This is a genomic window from Pseudomonas sp. PvP089 (assembly GCF_017875165.1).
Classification (GTDB): Bacteria; Pseudomonadota; Gammaproteobacteria; order Pseudomonadales; family Pseudomonadaceae; genus Aquipseudomonas; species Aquipseudomonas fortuita.
Genome location: NZ_JAGGME010000001.1, coordinates 1,623,188 through 1,637,534, shown reverse-complemented (window position 1 = coordinate 1,637,534; position 14,347 = coordinate 1,623,188). Strand labels below are relative to the sequence as shown.

Below are 14,347 nucleotides of genomic sequence, written 5' to 3'. Positions count from 1 at the left end.
AAGCTTCCAGCTATTGAGCAAGACAGTTGCTCCCACAACGCCCTCGATACCCGAATTTGATTCACAAGGAGGCTACATGACCCTCACAGGCAACCTGCTGATTGGCCAGACGCCGGTAACCGGCAGCCGCGAAGCCATCCACGCCATCGACCCGGCCACCGGCCAGGCGCTGGAACCCGCCTACCTCGGCGGCACTGGCGAACAGGTGGCGCAAGCCTGCGCCCTGGCCTGGGCGGCGTTCGATGCCTACCGCGAAACCACGCTCGAACAACGGGCCCAGTTCCTCGAAACCATCGCCACGCAGGTCGAAGCGCTGGGCGATACCCTGATCGACCGCGCCGTGGCCGAAAGCGGCCTGCCCAAGGCTCGCATTCAGGGTGAGCGTGGCCGCACCTGCACCCAGCTGCGTACCTTCGCCCGGGTAGTGCGGGCCGGTGAATGGCTGGATGTGCGGGTGGACAACGCCCAGCCAGACCGCCAGCCCTTGCCGCGCGCCGACCTGCGCCAGCGCCAGGTTGCCCTGGGGCCGGTAGCCGTATTCGGCGCCAGCAATTTCCCGCTGGCCTTCTCGGTGGCCGGTGGCGACACCGCGTCGGCATTGGCTGCTGGCTGCCCAGTGGTGGTCAAGGCCCACAGCGCCCACCCGGGCACCAGCGAACTGGTCGGCCAGGCGGTGGCGCAAGCGGTGAAGCTGTGCGGCTTGCCGGCCGGGGTATTCTCGCTGCTGTACGGCTCCGGCCGTGAAGTCGGCATTGCGCTGGTCAGCGACCCGCGCATCAAGGCCGTTGGTTTTACCGGCTCACGCAGCGGGGGTATCGCGCTGTGCCAGGCGGCCCAGGCACGCCCGGAACCGATCCCGGTGTACGCCGAAATGAGCTCGATCAACCCGGTGTTCCTGTTCGAGGCCGCACTGCAGGCCCGCGGTGATGCGCTGGCACAAGGCTTCGTCGCCTCGCTGACCCAAGGTGCCGGCCAGTTCTGCACCAACCCCGGCCTGGTGATCGCCCGCCAAGGCCCGGCGTTACAGCGGTTTATCGACGCCGCCTGCAAGCACGTTCGCCAGGCTACAGCGCAGACCATGCTCACCCCTGGCATCTTCAGTGCTTACCAGGCCGGTGTCGGTGACCTGGCGGAAAACGCCAATGCCCGGGTGGCGGCCAGTGGCCAGGCCGGACAAGGCCCCAACCAATGCCAGGCGCAATTGTTCGTGACCGAGGCCGAAGCCTTCCTGGCCGACCCGACCTTGCAGGCCGAAGTGTTCGGCGCAGCGTCGCTGGTGGTGGCCTGCGCGAGCGATGAACAGGTACGCCGAGTGGCCGAGCATCTGGAGGGCCAGTTGACCGCGACCTTGCAACTGGACGATGCCGACATCGACAGCGCCCGCGCGCTGCTACCAACCCTTGAACGCAAGGCCGGGCGCATTCTGGTCAACGGCTGGCCGACCGGTGTCGAGGTGTGCGATGCCATGGTTCACGGCGGGCCGTTCCCGGCCACCTCCGATGCCCGCACCACCTCGGTGGGCACGGCGGCGATCCTGCGTTTCCTGCGCCCGGTGTGCTACCAGGACTTCCCCGATGCGCTGCTGCCGCAGGCGCTGAAGCACGGCAACCCGCTGCAGCTGCGGCGCCTGCTTGACGGCAAACGGGAAGGCTGAGCATGGTCCAAACCCCTGAAGCCGATATTGCCGTGGTTGGCGCCGGCATTGTCGGCGTCGCCTGTGCCCTGCAACTGGCCCGCCAGGGCCGCCGGGTACTGCTGGTAGACCGTCAGGCACCCGGCCAGGGCGCGTCCTGGGGCAACGCCGGGCACCTGGCCACCGAGCAGGTGTTCCCGATTGCCGACCTGTCGATCCTCAAGCGCCTGCCGCGCATGTTGCTAGACCCGATGGGCCCGCTGCGCCTGGACTGGAAGTACCTGCCCAAGGCCTTGCCCTGGTTCACCCGCCTGCTGCTCAACCTGCGCCCGGCGCCGTTCCAGCGCAGTGTGGCCGGCATACGCACGCTGAACGAAGGCAGCCTGGGTGCCTGGCAGCGGCTGCTGGGCTCGATCGGGCGCAGCGAACTGTTCCAGGAGGATGGTTCGTTGCTGGTGTTCGAGAAGCCTGAGTCACGCCAGGCACTGCAGGCGTTGCGCACCCGCATGCAACAGCAGGCGGTTCCGGTGGACTTCTGGTCGGCTGAAACCGTGCGCGAAGCAGCGCCGCAACTGAGCCCGTCACTGCTGGGCGGGCTGTTCTTTCCGCGCACCGGGCACTTCATCGACCCTTACCGGGTAGTGTGCGAACTGTTCGAGGCGGCCAAGGCCAGCGGCGTGCGCTTTGTCCAGGCGCAGGTCGATGGCGGGCAGTTGCACAGTGCCGGCGTGAGCCTTGCCAGCGACCAGGGCACGCTCAATGCCCGCCAGGTGCTTGTCAGCTGTGGTGCCCATTCTGCGAAACTGACCGCTGCGCTGACAGGCAAGCGGGTGCCGCTGGACACAGAACGTGGCTACCACCTGATGTTGCCGGGTGAGCACCAGCGCCTGCCGTTTGCAGTCACCTCGCTGGAGCGCAAGTTCATCATGACGCCCATGGCCGAAGGCTTGCGCCTGGCTGGCACGGTGGAGTTTGCCGGGCTGGAAGCACCGCCGAGCATGCAGCGGGCGTGGCAGTTGCACCGATTGAGCAAGGGGTTGTTCCGGCACGACTTGAGCATCGACGGGGCAACGCCGTGGATGGGTTTCAGGCCTTCGTTGCCGGACTCGTTGCCGGTGATCGACAGGGTGTGCGATGGGCGGGTGCTGTTGGCGTTTGGGCATCAGCACCTGGGGTTGACCCAGGCGGCGGTGACGGCGGAATGGGTGGGGCGGTTGGCTGAGCGGGCCGCGGGGCCAAAGGTGGGAGCCTACCGGTTGGATCGGTTCTAGATTCGGGGGCCGCCGGGCGGCCCATTCGCGGCACAAGGCCGCTCCTACAAAGAGCACGCGTTATCCTGTAGGAGCGGCCTTGTGCCGCGAATGGGGTGCATGGCAGCCCCTCCAAGCCTCAGCGATAACGCTCAAGCCAGTGTGCATACGGCGCCGGCAAGGTCCAGGAAGCTTTCTCCACCCCCAGTTCCTTGGCCGCAAAGTACGCCCAGTGCGGGTCGGCCAGGTGTGCGCGCCCCACTGACACCAGGTCCAGCTGGTTGGCCTGCAGTGCCCCTTCCGCCAGTTGCGGCGTGCCAAAGCCCCACGCCGAAGTCACCGGCAGCTTCGCCTCACGGCGCACACGCTCGGCAATCGGCCCCATGAACGCCGGGCCCCACGGGATGTTGGTCTCGGGAATGGTGAAACCGACACTCACGCTCAGCAGGTCAAGGCCACCGGCCTTGAAGCGGCGCGCCAGTTCGATCGACTCTTCCAGGGTCTGCTCGTCACGGCCATCGTATTCCAGCACACCAAAACGCGCGGTCAAAGGCAGGTTCTCTGGCCACACTTCACGCACCGCAGCCAGGGTTTCCAGCAGGAAGCGGCTGCGGTTGTCGAAGCTGCCACCGTAGGCGTCGGTACGCTTGTTGGAGTGCTCGGAGAAGAAGCTCTGGCCCAGGTAACCGTGGGCAAAATGCAGCTCGATCCACTCGAAGCCGGCATCACGCGCTCGGCGGGCGGCATCGACGAAATCTTGCTTGACCCGGGCGATGTCGCCCAGCGTCATTTCGCGTGGCACTTTCGGCAGGTTCGCGCCAAAGGCGATGGCGGACGGCGCAATGGTCTCCCAGCCGCGGGCGTCGTCGGCAGCGATGTGGTCGTCACCTTCCCATGGGCGGTTGGCGCTGGCCTTGCGCCCGGCGTGGGCGATCTGGATGCCCGGCACGGCACCAGCAGCCTTGATGGCCTGCACCACGGGTACGAACGCCTGGGCGTGAGCATCGCTCCAGATACCGGCACACCCGGGGGTGATGCGCCCTTCTGGTGCCACCGCAGTGGCCTCGACCACCAGCAGGCCGGCACCCCCACGGGCCAGGCCGGCCAGGTGCACGTGGTGCCAGTCGTTGATCATGCCGTCTTCGGCCATGTATTGGCACATCGGCGGAATGGCGATGCGGTTACGCAGGGTAACGTCTTTGAGGGTATAGGGTTCGAACAGTGCGGACATGGGAAACTCCGGGTTCATCTGAATACTGTTGTTCGATCATAATCGAACTATGGCAATTAGTGAAACCCCCGTTATCATGTCGGCCATGCGAGCCTATAAACATCCCAACGCTGAAGACCTGATTCTTGAACGCCTGCTCTATGCGCTCAGCGACCCCGTGCGCCTGGAAATCGTCCGCCATCTGGCCGGCGTCGCCGAAGCCAGCTGTGGCGAGCTGGACGGGGGGCGGCCCAAGTCGAGCATGTCCCACCATTTCCGCGTGCTACGTGATGCGGGTTTGGTACATACCCGCAATGTGGGGACCACCCACATGAATTCGCTGCGCAGCGAAATGCTAGGCGAGCGGTTTCCCGGGCTGCTGGAATGCATCCTGCGCCAGCGATGATGTTTGCCGCACGCCCTGGCGGTTAGTGAAGCGCCAAAAAAAAACCACGAGGTCACCCCCGTGGCTTCTTTCACAACAATGGCCGATTACAGCGCCATGTCGTTCTCAGGCTTGCTTTCAACCGGCTGGCTTGCCGCGCCACCGAAGTCAACGCTGGCGTCGATCACCGGCGGTTTCTCCAGCTGCAACACTTCAGCGGTGTAGTTCCACTCTTTCTGGGTGGCCGCTGCCGAGTCGTTCAGCTTGGTGCCGTAGCTCGGCACGATCTGTTTGATCTTGGCCTGCCACTCTGGGGTAGCGACCTTCTCCTTGAACACGGTTTCCAGCACGGTGAGCATGATCGGCGCAGCAGTCGAAGCACCGGGCGAGGCGCCCAGCAGGCCGGCAATGGTACGGTCTTCGGACGCAACCACTTCGGTACCCAGCTTCAGCACGCCGCCCTTGTCGGCATCACGCTTGATGATCTGCACACGCTGGCCGGCCTGCCACAGGCGCCAGTCTTCCTTCTTGGCATTCGGGAAGTAGGTGCGCAGGGCTTCGAAACGGTCATCGTCAGACAGCATCAGCTGGCCAGCGAGGTATTCCACCAGCGGGTACTGGTCGATCCCGACCTTGGTCATCGGCCACACGTTGTGGGTGGTGGTGCTGCTCAGCAGGTCCAGGTACGAGCCATTCTTCAGGAACTTGGTCGAGAACGTGGCGAATGGGCCAAACAGGATCACGCGCTTGCCGTCCAGCACGCGGGTGTCCAGGTGCGGTACCGACATGGGTGGCGCGCCGGTCGAGGCAATGCCGTAAGCCTTGGCCATGTGCTGCATGGCCACGGTCGGGTTCTCGGTCACCAGGAACGAGCCGCCCACCGGGAAGCCTGCGTATTCCTTGGCTTCAGGAATACCCGACTTCTGCAGCAGCTTCAGTGCGCCACCGCCGGCACCGATGAACAGGAACTTGGCATCGGTAGCCGATTCGGTACCGTCCTTCAGGTTCTTGTACTCGACGTGCCAGGAGCCGTCCTTGTTGCGGGTGATGTCTTGCACTTCGCTGGAGAGCTTCAGGTCAAAGTTGTCCTGGGTCTTCAGGTGGCCAACCATCTGGCGGGTGATCTCGCCAAAGTTGACGTCGGTGCCGATTGGCGTCCAGGTCACGGCCAGCTTCTGGTTCGGGTCGCGGCCTTCCATCATCAGCGGGACCCACTTGGCGATCTGCGCGTGGTCCTCGGAGTACTGCATCGGGCGGAACAGCGGGCTGGCCTGCAGCGCGTCGTAGCGCTTTTTCAGGAACTTGATGTTGTCATCGCCCCACACAAAGCTCATGTGCGGTGTGGTGTTGATGAACGAGTGCGGGTTCTTCAGCACGCCCTGACGGACCTGCCAGGCCCAGAACTGACGGGAAATCTGGAAGGCTTCGTTGATTTCGATGGCCTTGGAGATGTTGACGTTGCCGTCTTTGTCTTCCGGGGTGTAGTTCAGCTCGGCCAACGCGGAGTGGCCGGTACCGGCGTTGTTCCAGCCGTTGGAGCTTTCTTCAGCCACGCCGTCCAGGCGCTCGACCATTTCCATCGACCAGCTTGGCTCCAGCTCGTGCAGCCACACGGCCAGGGTGGAGCTCATAATGCCGCCGCCGACCAGCAGCACGTCTACTTTTTTGGTTTCTGCGGCGTGCGCTTGCATGAAGCTCGCAGCGACAGCCAGACCCAGCAAGGTCTTGCCAGCTTTCTTGAACATTGATCTATTCCAGTCAGGAGAACGGAGGGAGGGCCTGTGGCTGGCCCAAGTGTTCCGTGTTCTTCAGCGCAGGCTTGTTGTTGATCATTGTTCGGCAGCCAGAGAACCAGAAAACGACTCGGCCTTTTGTCGAATTGACCGATAGGGCTGAATCGTTTTTCTGATTGTATCCGAAATGCCAGCGCAAACAAATTGCCGGTCCTCGCGTCAAGGTGACGGGTTGTCCCAGGGGATGCCCGCAAGCTTTGCAGTGATTGCAGTATTTTTCTGGCGCCCCTAATATTGAGATCATTTCTCATTCGCACCAGTATGCGCTTGCGCCGGATGCCGCCGTGGTTTCGATCCCAGAGTTGAACACCTCGCTCCATAGCCTGTACCACAGCCACTCACGCTGGTTGCTCGGCTTTCTGTATCGCCGGCTGGGCAGCCGCTGCGATGCGGCCGACCTGGTGCAAGACACCTTCGTGCGCATCCTCAAGCGCCCACGGCAGTTCGACGGCGAACGTGGTGAACGCTCGTACCTGGCCACCATCGCCCGCGGCCTGTGCGTGGACCACTGGCGCCGGCAGAAGCTGGAACAAGCCTGGTTGCAGCAGTTGGCCTTGCAGCCCGAGGCCCTGCAGCCCTCCCCCGAACAGCGCGCGATCATTGTCGAGACCCTGCACGAGGTGGACGCAATGTTGCAGCGTTTGCCGGGCAAAGTGCGCCAGGCATTCCTGCTGGCGCAGATCGATGGCCTGGCCTACCGCGATATTGCCGCGCACGTCGGGGTAAGCGAACGCATGATCAAAAAGTACCTGGCCCAGGCGTTTGTGCATTGCGCGATTCTTGAAGCCGAACTCGACGGCTTGCTGGTGGAGTGACGCCATGACCTCGCCCGTGCACAAACTCAGCCACGCCAGCCTGCAGCAAGCCGCACACTGGTACGTGCAGTTGCAGGACGAAAACGCCGCACCGCAGTTGCGCACGCAATGGCAACACTGGTTTGACCAGCACGGCGACCATCAGGCGGCCTGGCACTATGTGCAACGGGTCGGCCAGCGTTTTGCCCCGTTGCAGGCCGAAGGTGCAGCTGCGGGCCGGGCACTGCGTGAGCACGATGCGCGTCGCTTCACCCGGCGCACCGGGCTCAAGTCGCTGCTGGTGCTTGGCGCAGGCTCCCTGCTTGGCTGGCGGGCGTGGCACGGCGCGCCGTTGTCGGGCTGGGGTGCCGACATGGCCACCGGCATTGGTGAAGTGCGCGAAACCCGTCTGGCCGATGGCAGCCAGTTGTGGCTAGGGGCGCAGAGTGCCGTGGACACGCAGTTCTCCACATTCAGCCGGGTACTGCGGCTGCGCTTTGGCGAGCTGCTGGTGGAAACCGCCCACGACCCGCGCCGCCCTTTCTTCGTCGACACTGCGCAAGGCCGCATGCAGGCCCTGGGAACACGCTTTGCAGTGTGCCAGCTGGGCGAAAATACCCGGCTGGATGTATACGCCGGCGCTGTTGAGGTATGCACGGCGCAAAGCGGCGAGCGCTGCATCGTGCCAGCGGGCCAGCAGGTGGACTTTAGCGCTCAGGCAATCAGCACCACCCGCCCGGCCCAAAGCGCCGGCGAGTCGTGGATTTATCACCGTCTAAATGCCGAAGACATGCCATTGGGGCATTTGCTGCAAACGCTGGGACGCTATCGCCACGGGCACCTGGGTTGGCACCCGGATGTCGCCAAGCTGTCGGTGATGGGTGCCTTCCCGCTCAACGATACCGATCGCGCACTGGCCTTGTTGCAAGCGGCATTACCGGTGCGGGTGCAGCGGCTGACGCCTTGGTGGGTCACAGTCGAGCCGGTTTGATACCGGTACATCGCGCTGGGTTCTTCGCGGGCATGCCCGCTCCCACAGATGCGGTGTGAACCCGCAGCCTGCGTAGTACCTGTGGGAGCGGGCAAGCCCGCGAAGCAGGCGACACGGTAGTTGGATCCCGCTGTGCCGGTGCTGGCAAATTCGTTGGAGCCGGTCAAAAAATCTTCCAACCCGGTTCCCTTTTTCCAATCTCGTTCGGTTAACCCGGCATAGCGCTTCCAACTCACCCTATCGATTCCAGAGACCAGCATGCCGACGCCCTTCCACCCCGCGTTCCGCCTGGCGCTTGCCGCGCCACTTTCGCTATTTGCTGCCGCGCCACTGATGTTGCCGGCAACCCTGGCCCACGCCGAACAGGCGGCCAGCGCCGAAACCCGCTTCAACATCGCCCCCGGCTCGCTCACCAGCGCCCTCAACCAGTTCAGCAACCAGGCCGGCATCTATCTGGCCGGCAGCAACGAACTGGCCGCCGGCAAGACCAGCCAGGGGCTGCAGGGCCGCTACAGCGTCGCCCAAGGCCTGGCCCGGCTGCTGCAGGGTAGCGGCCTGCAAGCCGTGCCCCAAGGCAGCGCGGGCTATGTGCTGCAACCGCTTGCCGATGGCACCGCCCTGCAACTGGATGCCACGTCGATCAACGCCGCTACCCTGGTCGCCAGCGACGGCCAGGGCGACAGCGGTTACCGCGCCGTAGCCAGTGCCACTGCCAGCAAAACCAGCAGCGCCCTGGCCGACACCCCGCGCTCGGTTTCGGTGGTAACCCGCCAGCGCATGGATGACCAGCAATCGCAAACCCTCACCGAGGTGCTGGGCTATGTACCAGGCATTTTCTCGCCGCCGTTTGCCGGCGGTGATGGCCAGGCGGGTGACCTGTTCTTCATCCGCGGCTTCAATGCCACCGACTATGGCTACGGCCTGTTGCGCGATGGCCTGCGGGTGCAGGGCAACCGCTACGACACCAGCAGCGAACCCTACGGCCTGGAGCGGGTGGAAGTGTTCCGCGGCCCCACTTCGATCCTGTATGGCGAAAACGCCCCAGGTGGCGTGGTCAACCTGGTCAGCAAGCGGCCTACTGCCGACGCGCGCGGCGAAGTGCAACTGAGCTACGGCTCGCACAACCGGCGCCAGTTGGGCGTCGACGTTTCCGGCCCGCTGACCGATGAGGGGAATGTGCTCGGCCGCCTGGTGATGATGGGCCGCAAGTCTGACACCCAGGTCGACCATCAACCCGACGACCGCATGTACATCGCGCCGTCGCTGACGTTGAACTTCGACGACTTCAACAGCCTGACCGTGCTGGCGACCTACCAGCGCGACCGCACCTTGATGGAGCTCGGTTACCCGGCCGCAGGCACACTGCTGCACAACCCCAACGGCAAGATCGACAAAGACCAGTTGTCCGGCAACCCGGACTGGGACAACTTCGAACGGGAAACCTGGAGCCTGGGCTACGCGTTCAGCCACCGTTTCAACGACACTTGGCAGTTCCGCCAGAACTCGCGCTACATGCAGTCGCGCATCGACCGCCAGGAAATGTGGCCAGGTAACCTGAACAATGGCGGCTTCGGCACCACCCTGGGCAACACGGCCTACGACCGCTACAACAAGTCCATCGCCTACTCGCTGGACAACCAGTTCGAAGGCCACTTTACCCGCGGCGCGTTCGACCACACCTTCCTGATCGGTGCGAGCCTGGACCGCACCTCGTTCAACCAGGATTGGGACGCAGGCAACGGCGGCACCATCAATGTGTTCGACCCGGTGTGGAACGGCAAGCCGAGTACGCCCCTGCATGTGCAGAACGCCTTGCTCGAACAGACCATGTACGGCCTCTACAGCCAGCTGCAAACCAAGGTCGACAACTGGGTACTGCTGCTGGGCGGGCGCCTGGACCGGGTCAACAGCCAGTTCCGCAACAAGGCCGGTACCCTTAACGCGCAAGCCGACATGGACAGCTGGGACAGCAAGTTCACCTGGCAGACCGGGGTGATGTATCAGTTCGAAAACGGCCTGTCGCCGTACTTCAGCTACTCCACGGCCTTTGCCCCGACCCAGCAGACCGAAAGCAGGAACGGCCCGCTGGACCCCACCACCAGCGAGCAGTACGAAGTGGGCATCAAGTACGAACCCAAAGGCTGGAACACCGCCTTCACCGCGTCGGTGTACGACCTGCGCAAGAAGGACGATGTACTGTTCGATTCCGCCGTGGGTGACTACCGCCAGATCGGTGCCAGCCGGGCCAAGGGCGTGGAGCTGGAATTGAACAGCGACCTGAGCGAAAACCTCAACCTCACCGCCGCCTACACCTACACCGATTCGCGTATTACCAAGGACGTGGCCGGGTCGCTGTATGAAGACCACCAAATGACCGGCGTACCACGCAACCAGGCTTCAGTATGGAGCACTTACCGCTTCCGGGACGGGCTGTTCAAGGGCCTGCAGATCGGGGGCGGCGTGCGCCATTTCGACAGCACATTCGCGTACACCCCGGCGAGCCTGTACGGCAAGCTGGATACCGGCGATGTCACGCTGGTGGATGCCAAGGTCGGGTATGAGATCGACGAAAACTGGTCGGTGGAGGTCAATGCCCGCAACCTGTTCGACAAAGAGTACGTGGCAGGCTGCAACAACGCCGGGCGCTGCTATTGGGGTGAAGAGCGCACACTGCTGGGAACCGTGTCGCTGCGCTGGTAAACCGCCCTCAAACAAAAGCCCCCGGGACATTTACATGACCGGGGGCTTTGGATCACGCCGCAAGCGTCGCGATCAGGGTACCGCCAAGATTACTGCTGCTGAGGCAGTTTATCGATCGGGCCGCAGCCACCGATGATCTTGGAGATGGAAACCGAAGGGTGGAACAGGTAGTCGTAAGTGCAGTTTTTCGGTTGGTTGTAAACTTGGCCAGTGCAACCCGACAGCAGGGCAACACCCGAAACAACGGCAACGGCTACGGTGGCCTTGAACAGCTTTTTCATACTAAGTCCTTTAAATGAATCATCTTCGACCATCGTCTGATGGCTGCGGGATCATACAGACTCCCAGCTTTGGATCCAAGCTGTGCGTGGCACAACTTCGTTGCAAGCGTGCAACTGACAGGTGGCTGCCCAATAGTTAGTTACAATAAAAAGCCCCCGGCAACTCATGGTTCCCGAGGGCTTCCTCAATCAGCGATCACCCAGTCAATTGGTTTCCAGCTGATACGCCTTGCTTACGAACAACGCTGCAAACAGGCTCTTGCCTTGCTTGAAAGTGTACTGCTCTTCGAACTTGCCTTCCTCGACCAGTTTCTGCCCGATGGCACATTCCGAGTCGCTGTGGTTCTTGCCCTTGGCGCCGAAATCGCTGCTCCACGACGACAGGCCAACCTCTTCACAGAAGGCAGCGAACTTCGCCTTCGGTACATGCTGCTGGAAGGCATTGTAAGCCTCTTTCAGCGGTTTGAAGCCGCTGTAGCTCACCGAGTAGTTCTCAACCTTGGCTTTGCGGGCAAAACCGCTCACCGCTTCGGCCAATACCGCCTGACCGGTGTACGGGCTGTATGCACCAATCAGCATGGCGCTAAGCGCGCTCTTGAGCTGGGTTTCGACATCGTCCAGCTCCGGCAGCGACTCGAAGTCGGCCTTGCGCACGATCTCACCCACCTTGGAGCCGTCGTTACGGTGGGTCACGACAAACTCCATCGAGCCTTCACCGTCACTGGAACGCTTGATGGTGAAGTCCAGGTCAACCGTGGTGCCAAAATCGCCCGTGCTGCTGACCAGGAACGCGCCAGTCAAGGGCTGGCGCACCGCCATGTTGGCACCCCAGTCGAAATTCGACTCAGTGGCGCGGCCATTGGCGGCCAGCTCTGCGCGGGGCTGGATCTCGTCGCTGACATCAGCCACCAGCACCACCTCAGCGCCCTTGCTGGCAACGAAGGGGTTGCCCATCTGCATGCCCACCAGCTGGATGTGAATGCTACCGTCTTTGCTATCACCGTCGTGGGACAGCTTCAGCGCGTCAGCCTTCAGGTAAATGCCGGCAACATTACGGCTGACGTTGAGCTGGTACTTGGCCCAACCCGCCAGGCCTTCTTCCGGCGAACCACCGCGAGCGGACTCCACCAGGCTGGTCAGCCCGCGCATGAACTGCTGCGCGCCATTGGTCTGCGCGGCTGCCTTGCGGATCTCGGGGTCGGCAACAGTCAGGTTGCCAGAGAACGCCGAGTAGGAAATATCGCCCTCGGCCAGCACATCCTCAAGGAAGTAGCGCTCCTTGAAGTCCTCGTAATAGGCCAGCGCAGCCTTCTTGCCCGAGCTGGCAACCATTGCATAGCCACCGCCGAGCACCAGCACCGCCGCGGCAACACCGCCAATCAGCAGCTGCTTCTTGTTCATCTGTTTGATCATGGTGTTTGCCTCACTGGACCATCGCGGAAGCGTTGTTCCAGTCGTTCACGTACTTTTGGGAGACCTCGGGGGTCCAGCTGAAATCGATACCGGCGTTGGGGAATTCCTTGGCCAGCACGGCGCCGAACGACACACGGTCGGCACAGTGGTCCTGCTTGCAGGCCTCAGGCTCACCCACGCTGTAGGCGCGGTAGGTTGGCACGGCGCGGCCATCGTCCAGCGGGTAGTACGGCGTGGCGTTCGCCACCTGGGTCACGTACCAGCCTTCGCTGTATTCCTCGTCGGCGACCAGGCGGCCGGTGCTCGGGAAGTCGATGGTGTAGAAGTCGCCCTTCTTGCCGGTCACGTGCACCATCATCGGCGCCACCCGGGCCGACGTCGCAGGGTCTTGCTGCGCCAGCGGCGAAGCGAAGCGCACCTTGATGCCGGCCATCTGCGCGAGGGCCTCGGTTTCGCGCCCCTTGAAGTCGCTCATGCCGTCTTGCAACTGCTGGTAACGCTCCAGCACCCGGGTGTGCACGCGGGCCAGTTCCTGCTGGCGCTGACGCTCTTCACGCACACGCTGCTGCTCTCGCTGAACCGCCCAGTTCGCACCATCGCGCACATCGAAGAACAGGCCTTGGCGGTTGATGCCGATGCGGTTGCGGGTGATCTTCTGGGCATCGTTACCCCAGATGTTGTTCGAAATCGCCGACAGGTCCTTGACGATGAACAGGTTGGCCACATCGGTGGTGGTCGGCGAGGTGGCCTTGATCAGGTCGAAGATTTCCAGCGCGGCTTCCTTGTACTTGGCCGCGTCCAGGGCGAACGACTCGTCAGGGGTGACCGCCACGTAGTAAGGGTCGCTGCTAAACGGGCGCAGCACGCCGTAGCTGGAACGGGTGAACGTCAGGTACACCTTCATCTGCCGGCTGGGGATTTCGCCAACCAGGAATGCGGCCTGGTCGGCTTGCGCCGTGAGGTAGGAAACGGCTTTGTCCTTTACCGCAGGCTCGAGGTTCTTGTTGAAGATCAAGCCGCTCGGGTGGGCGTAAACGCGGTTCCAGTTATCGCCACGGTAGGTACCCACGGCCTTCCAGGTGATTTTTTCGAAGCTGCCTTCACCAAAGCCGGACGCCGGGCAGGGCATGGCCGGGGTGGTGCCGAACGACAGGGTGTCACCATTGCCGATGATCTCGCGGCTGAGCACCCATTTGCAGCCCGCGCCGTCCGTTACCTGCATCAGGTTGCGGTTCTCCAGCACCACGGCGCGACCGAAGTCCGACGTGGGGGCAGCGGCTACTGCAGCGGCAGGTGCAGGCACGGGCGGAACGACGGGGGCTGCTGCCGGGGCTTCGGCAGCCGGTGCTGGCGCAGGTGCTGCGGCAACTTCAGGGGCTGGGGCAACTTCTACTTTCGCCGGCGCTGCTTCAACGACCGCGGGGGCCGGCTCAGCGGTTGGGGCTGGCGCAGCGGCCGCGGCGGCCGGGGCTTGTGCCGAAGCAGCAGGTGCCGGGGCAGTTGCAACAGGTGCTGCCTGGGCGGGCGCCGGGGCGGCGGCGGCAGGTGCAGCAGGCGCGGCAGCCAAGGTCACCAGGCCCAGGTTGCCGGCATTGCCCGAGCCGCTGGCGTAGAGGTTACCCTTGGCATCAACCGCCTTCCAGCTTACCTTGGCAGTCGAGCAGTCCTTGGCAAACACGAACGGCAGCTTGGTCAGCAACCCCGACAGCAGTTCCTGGTTGTCCCACGCCGGGCGGGTGATGGTCAGTTCAACCTCGGGTTTGCACCACGTGGTGGCATCCCCTGGCACTTCGACCTTGATGTTTTCTTTCTTCGAGAAGGCCAGCTCGTGGGCGAACGCCTGCGGTACCAGACCACAAGCGCCGACCACAGCCAGCGCGAGCGCGTGCTTTTTCAT

General features: G+C 63.3%; 11 protein-coding genes. 6 read left to right on the top strand and 5 right to left on the bottom strand.

What is annotated here, in order from left to right; all coding sequences use genetic code 11:
• Window positions 1-76: 76 nt before the first annotated feature.
• Together J3A71_RS07550 and J3A71_RS07545 are read left to right on the top strand one after the other, a co-directional pair.
• The gene (locus tag J3A71_RS07550) at window positions 77-1,654 is read left to right on the top strand and encodes an aldehyde dehydrogenase (NADP(+)) (RefSeq protein ID WP_096426653.1); all 1,578 of its coding nucleotides are present in this window, start codon (window positions 77-79) and stop codon (window positions 1,652-1,654) included.
• Window positions 1,655-1,656: 2 nt separating this feature from the next.
• Window positions 1,657-2,904, top strand: coding sequence for an FAD-dependent oxidoreductase (locus tag J3A71_RS07545; RefSeq protein WP_096426654.1), 1,248 nt, complete (start codon window positions 1,657-1,659; stop codon window positions 2,902-2,904).
• Between the two features lie 118 nt (window positions 2,905-3,022).
• Here the strand turns inward: J3A71_RS07545 and xenA are convergent, their stop codons facing one another.
• Complete coding sequence (gene xenA, locus J3A71_RS07540; protein ID WP_016488622.1) at window positions 3,023-4,114, bottom strand: xenobiotic reductase XenA; 1,092 nt, start codon at window positions 4,112-4,114, stop codon at window positions 3,023-3,025.
• 49 nt (window positions 4,115-4,163) lie between these two features.
• On the opposite strand from xenA, the gene J3A71_RS07535 reads away from it, so the two are divergent.
• Complete coding sequence (locus J3A71_RS07535) at window positions 4,164-4,499, top strand: helix-turn-helix domain-containing protein (protein WP_016488623.1); 336 nt, start codon at window positions 4,164-4,166, stop codon at window positions 4,497-4,499.
• An 86-nt stretch (window positions 4,500-4,585) separates the two neighbouring features.
• Here J3A71_RS07535 and mqo read toward each other — a convergent pair whose 3' ends face one another.
• Window positions 4,586-6,223 carry a malate dehydrogenase (quinone) gene (mqo, locus tag J3A71_RS07530; protein ID WP_016488624.1) on the bottom strand — a complete coding sequence of 546 codons (1,638 nt, stop codon included), beginning with the start codon at window positions 6,221-6,223 and terminating at the stop codon, window positions 4,586-4,588.
• Window positions 6,224-6,555: 332 nt separating this feature from the next.
• On the opposite strand from mqo, the gene J3A71_RS07525 reads away from it, so the two are divergent.
• The 3 genes from J3A71_RS07525 (at window position 6,556) to J3A71_RS07515 (ending at window position 10,756) form a co-directional block, all read left to right on the top strand.
• Window positions 6,556-7,086, top strand: a complete 531-nt coding sequence (locus tag J3A71_RS07525) for a sigma-70 family RNA polymerase sigma factor (protein WP_016488625.1) — start codon at window positions 6,556-6,558, stop codon at window positions 7,084-7,086.
• A gap of 4 nt (window positions 7,087-7,090) precedes the next feature.
• The gene (locus J3A71_RS07520; RefSeq protein ID WP_023047027.1) at window positions 7,091-8,056 is read left to right on the top strand and encodes a FecR domain-containing protein; all 966 of its coding nucleotides are present in this window, start codon (window positions 7,091-7,093) and stop codon (window positions 8,054-8,056) included.
• Window positions 8,057-8,314: 258 nt separating this feature from the next.
• Window positions 8,315-10,756, top strand: a complete 2,442-nt coding sequence (locus tag J3A71_RS07515; protein WP_096426655.1) for a TonB-dependent siderophore receptor — start codon at window positions 8,315-8,317, stop codon at window positions 10,754-10,756.
• Window positions 10,757-10,845: 89 nt separating this feature from the next.
• Here J3A71_RS07515 and J3A71_RS07510 read toward each other — a convergent pair whose 3' ends face one another.
• The 3 genes from J3A71_RS07510 to J3A71_RS07500 all read right to left on the bottom strand — a co-directional run bounded on the left by J3A71_RS07510 (window position 10,846) and on the right by J3A71_RS07500 (window position 14,347).
• Window positions 10,846-11,037, bottom strand: coding sequence for a YhfL family protein (locus tag J3A71_RS07510; RefSeq protein ID WP_003254720.1), 192 nt, complete (start codon window positions 11,035-11,037; stop codon window positions 10,846-10,848).
• Between the two features lie 204 nt (window positions 11,038-11,241).
• Complete coding sequence (locus tag J3A71_RS07505) at window positions 11,242-12,450, bottom strand: hypothetical protein (protein ID WP_016488628.1); 1,209 nt, start codon at window positions 12,448-12,450, stop codon at window positions 11,242-11,244.
• A 10-nt stretch (window positions 12,451-12,460) separates the two neighbouring features.
• On the bottom strand, window positions 12,461-14,347 hold the full coding sequence (locus J3A71_RS07500) for a hypothetical protein (RefSeq protein ID WP_096426656.1): 1,887 nt from the start codon (window positions 14,345-14,347) through the stop codon (window positions 12,461-12,463).

Coding starts and splice junctions, on each gene's coding strand:
- J3A71_RS07545 (WP_096426654.1), top strand. CDS start 1,657: ATGGTCCAAACCCCTGAAGCCGATATTGCCGTGGTTGGCGCCGGCATT.
- xenA (WP_016488622.1), bottom strand. CDS start 4,114: ATGTCCGCACTGTTCGAACCCTATACCCTCAAAGACGTTACCCTGCGT.
- J3A71_RS07550 (WP_096426653.1), top strand. CDS start 77: ATGACCCTCACAGGCAACCTGCTGATTGGCCAGACGCCGGTAACCGGC.
- J3A71_RS07500 (WP_096426656.1), bottom strand. CDS start 14,347: ATGAAAAAGCACGCGCTCGCGCTGGCTGTGGTCGGCGCTTGTGGTCTG.
- mqo (WP_016488624.1), bottom strand. CDS start 6,223: ATGTTCAAGAAAGCTGGCAAGACCTTGCTGGGTCTGGCTGTCGCTGCG.
- J3A71_RS07510 (WP_003254720.1), bottom strand. CDS start 11,037: ATGAAAAAGCTGTTCAAGGCCACCGTAGCCGTTGCCGTTGTTTCGGGT.
- J3A71_RS07535 (WP_016488623.1), top strand. CDS start 4,164: ATGGCAATTAGTGAAACCCCCGTTATCATGTCGGCCATGCGAGCCTAT.
- J3A71_RS07520 (WP_023047027.1), top strand. CDS start 7,091: ATGACCTCGCCCGTGCACAAACTCAGCCACGCCAGCCTGCAGCAAGCC.
- J3A71_RS07515 (WP_096426655.1), top strand. CDS start 8,315: ATGCCGACGCCCTTCCACCCCGCGTTCCGCCTGGCGCTTGCCGCGCCA.
- J3A71_RS07505 (WP_016488628.1), bottom strand. CDS start 12,450: ATGATCAAACAGATGAACAAGAAGCAGCTGCTGATTGGCGGTGTTGCC.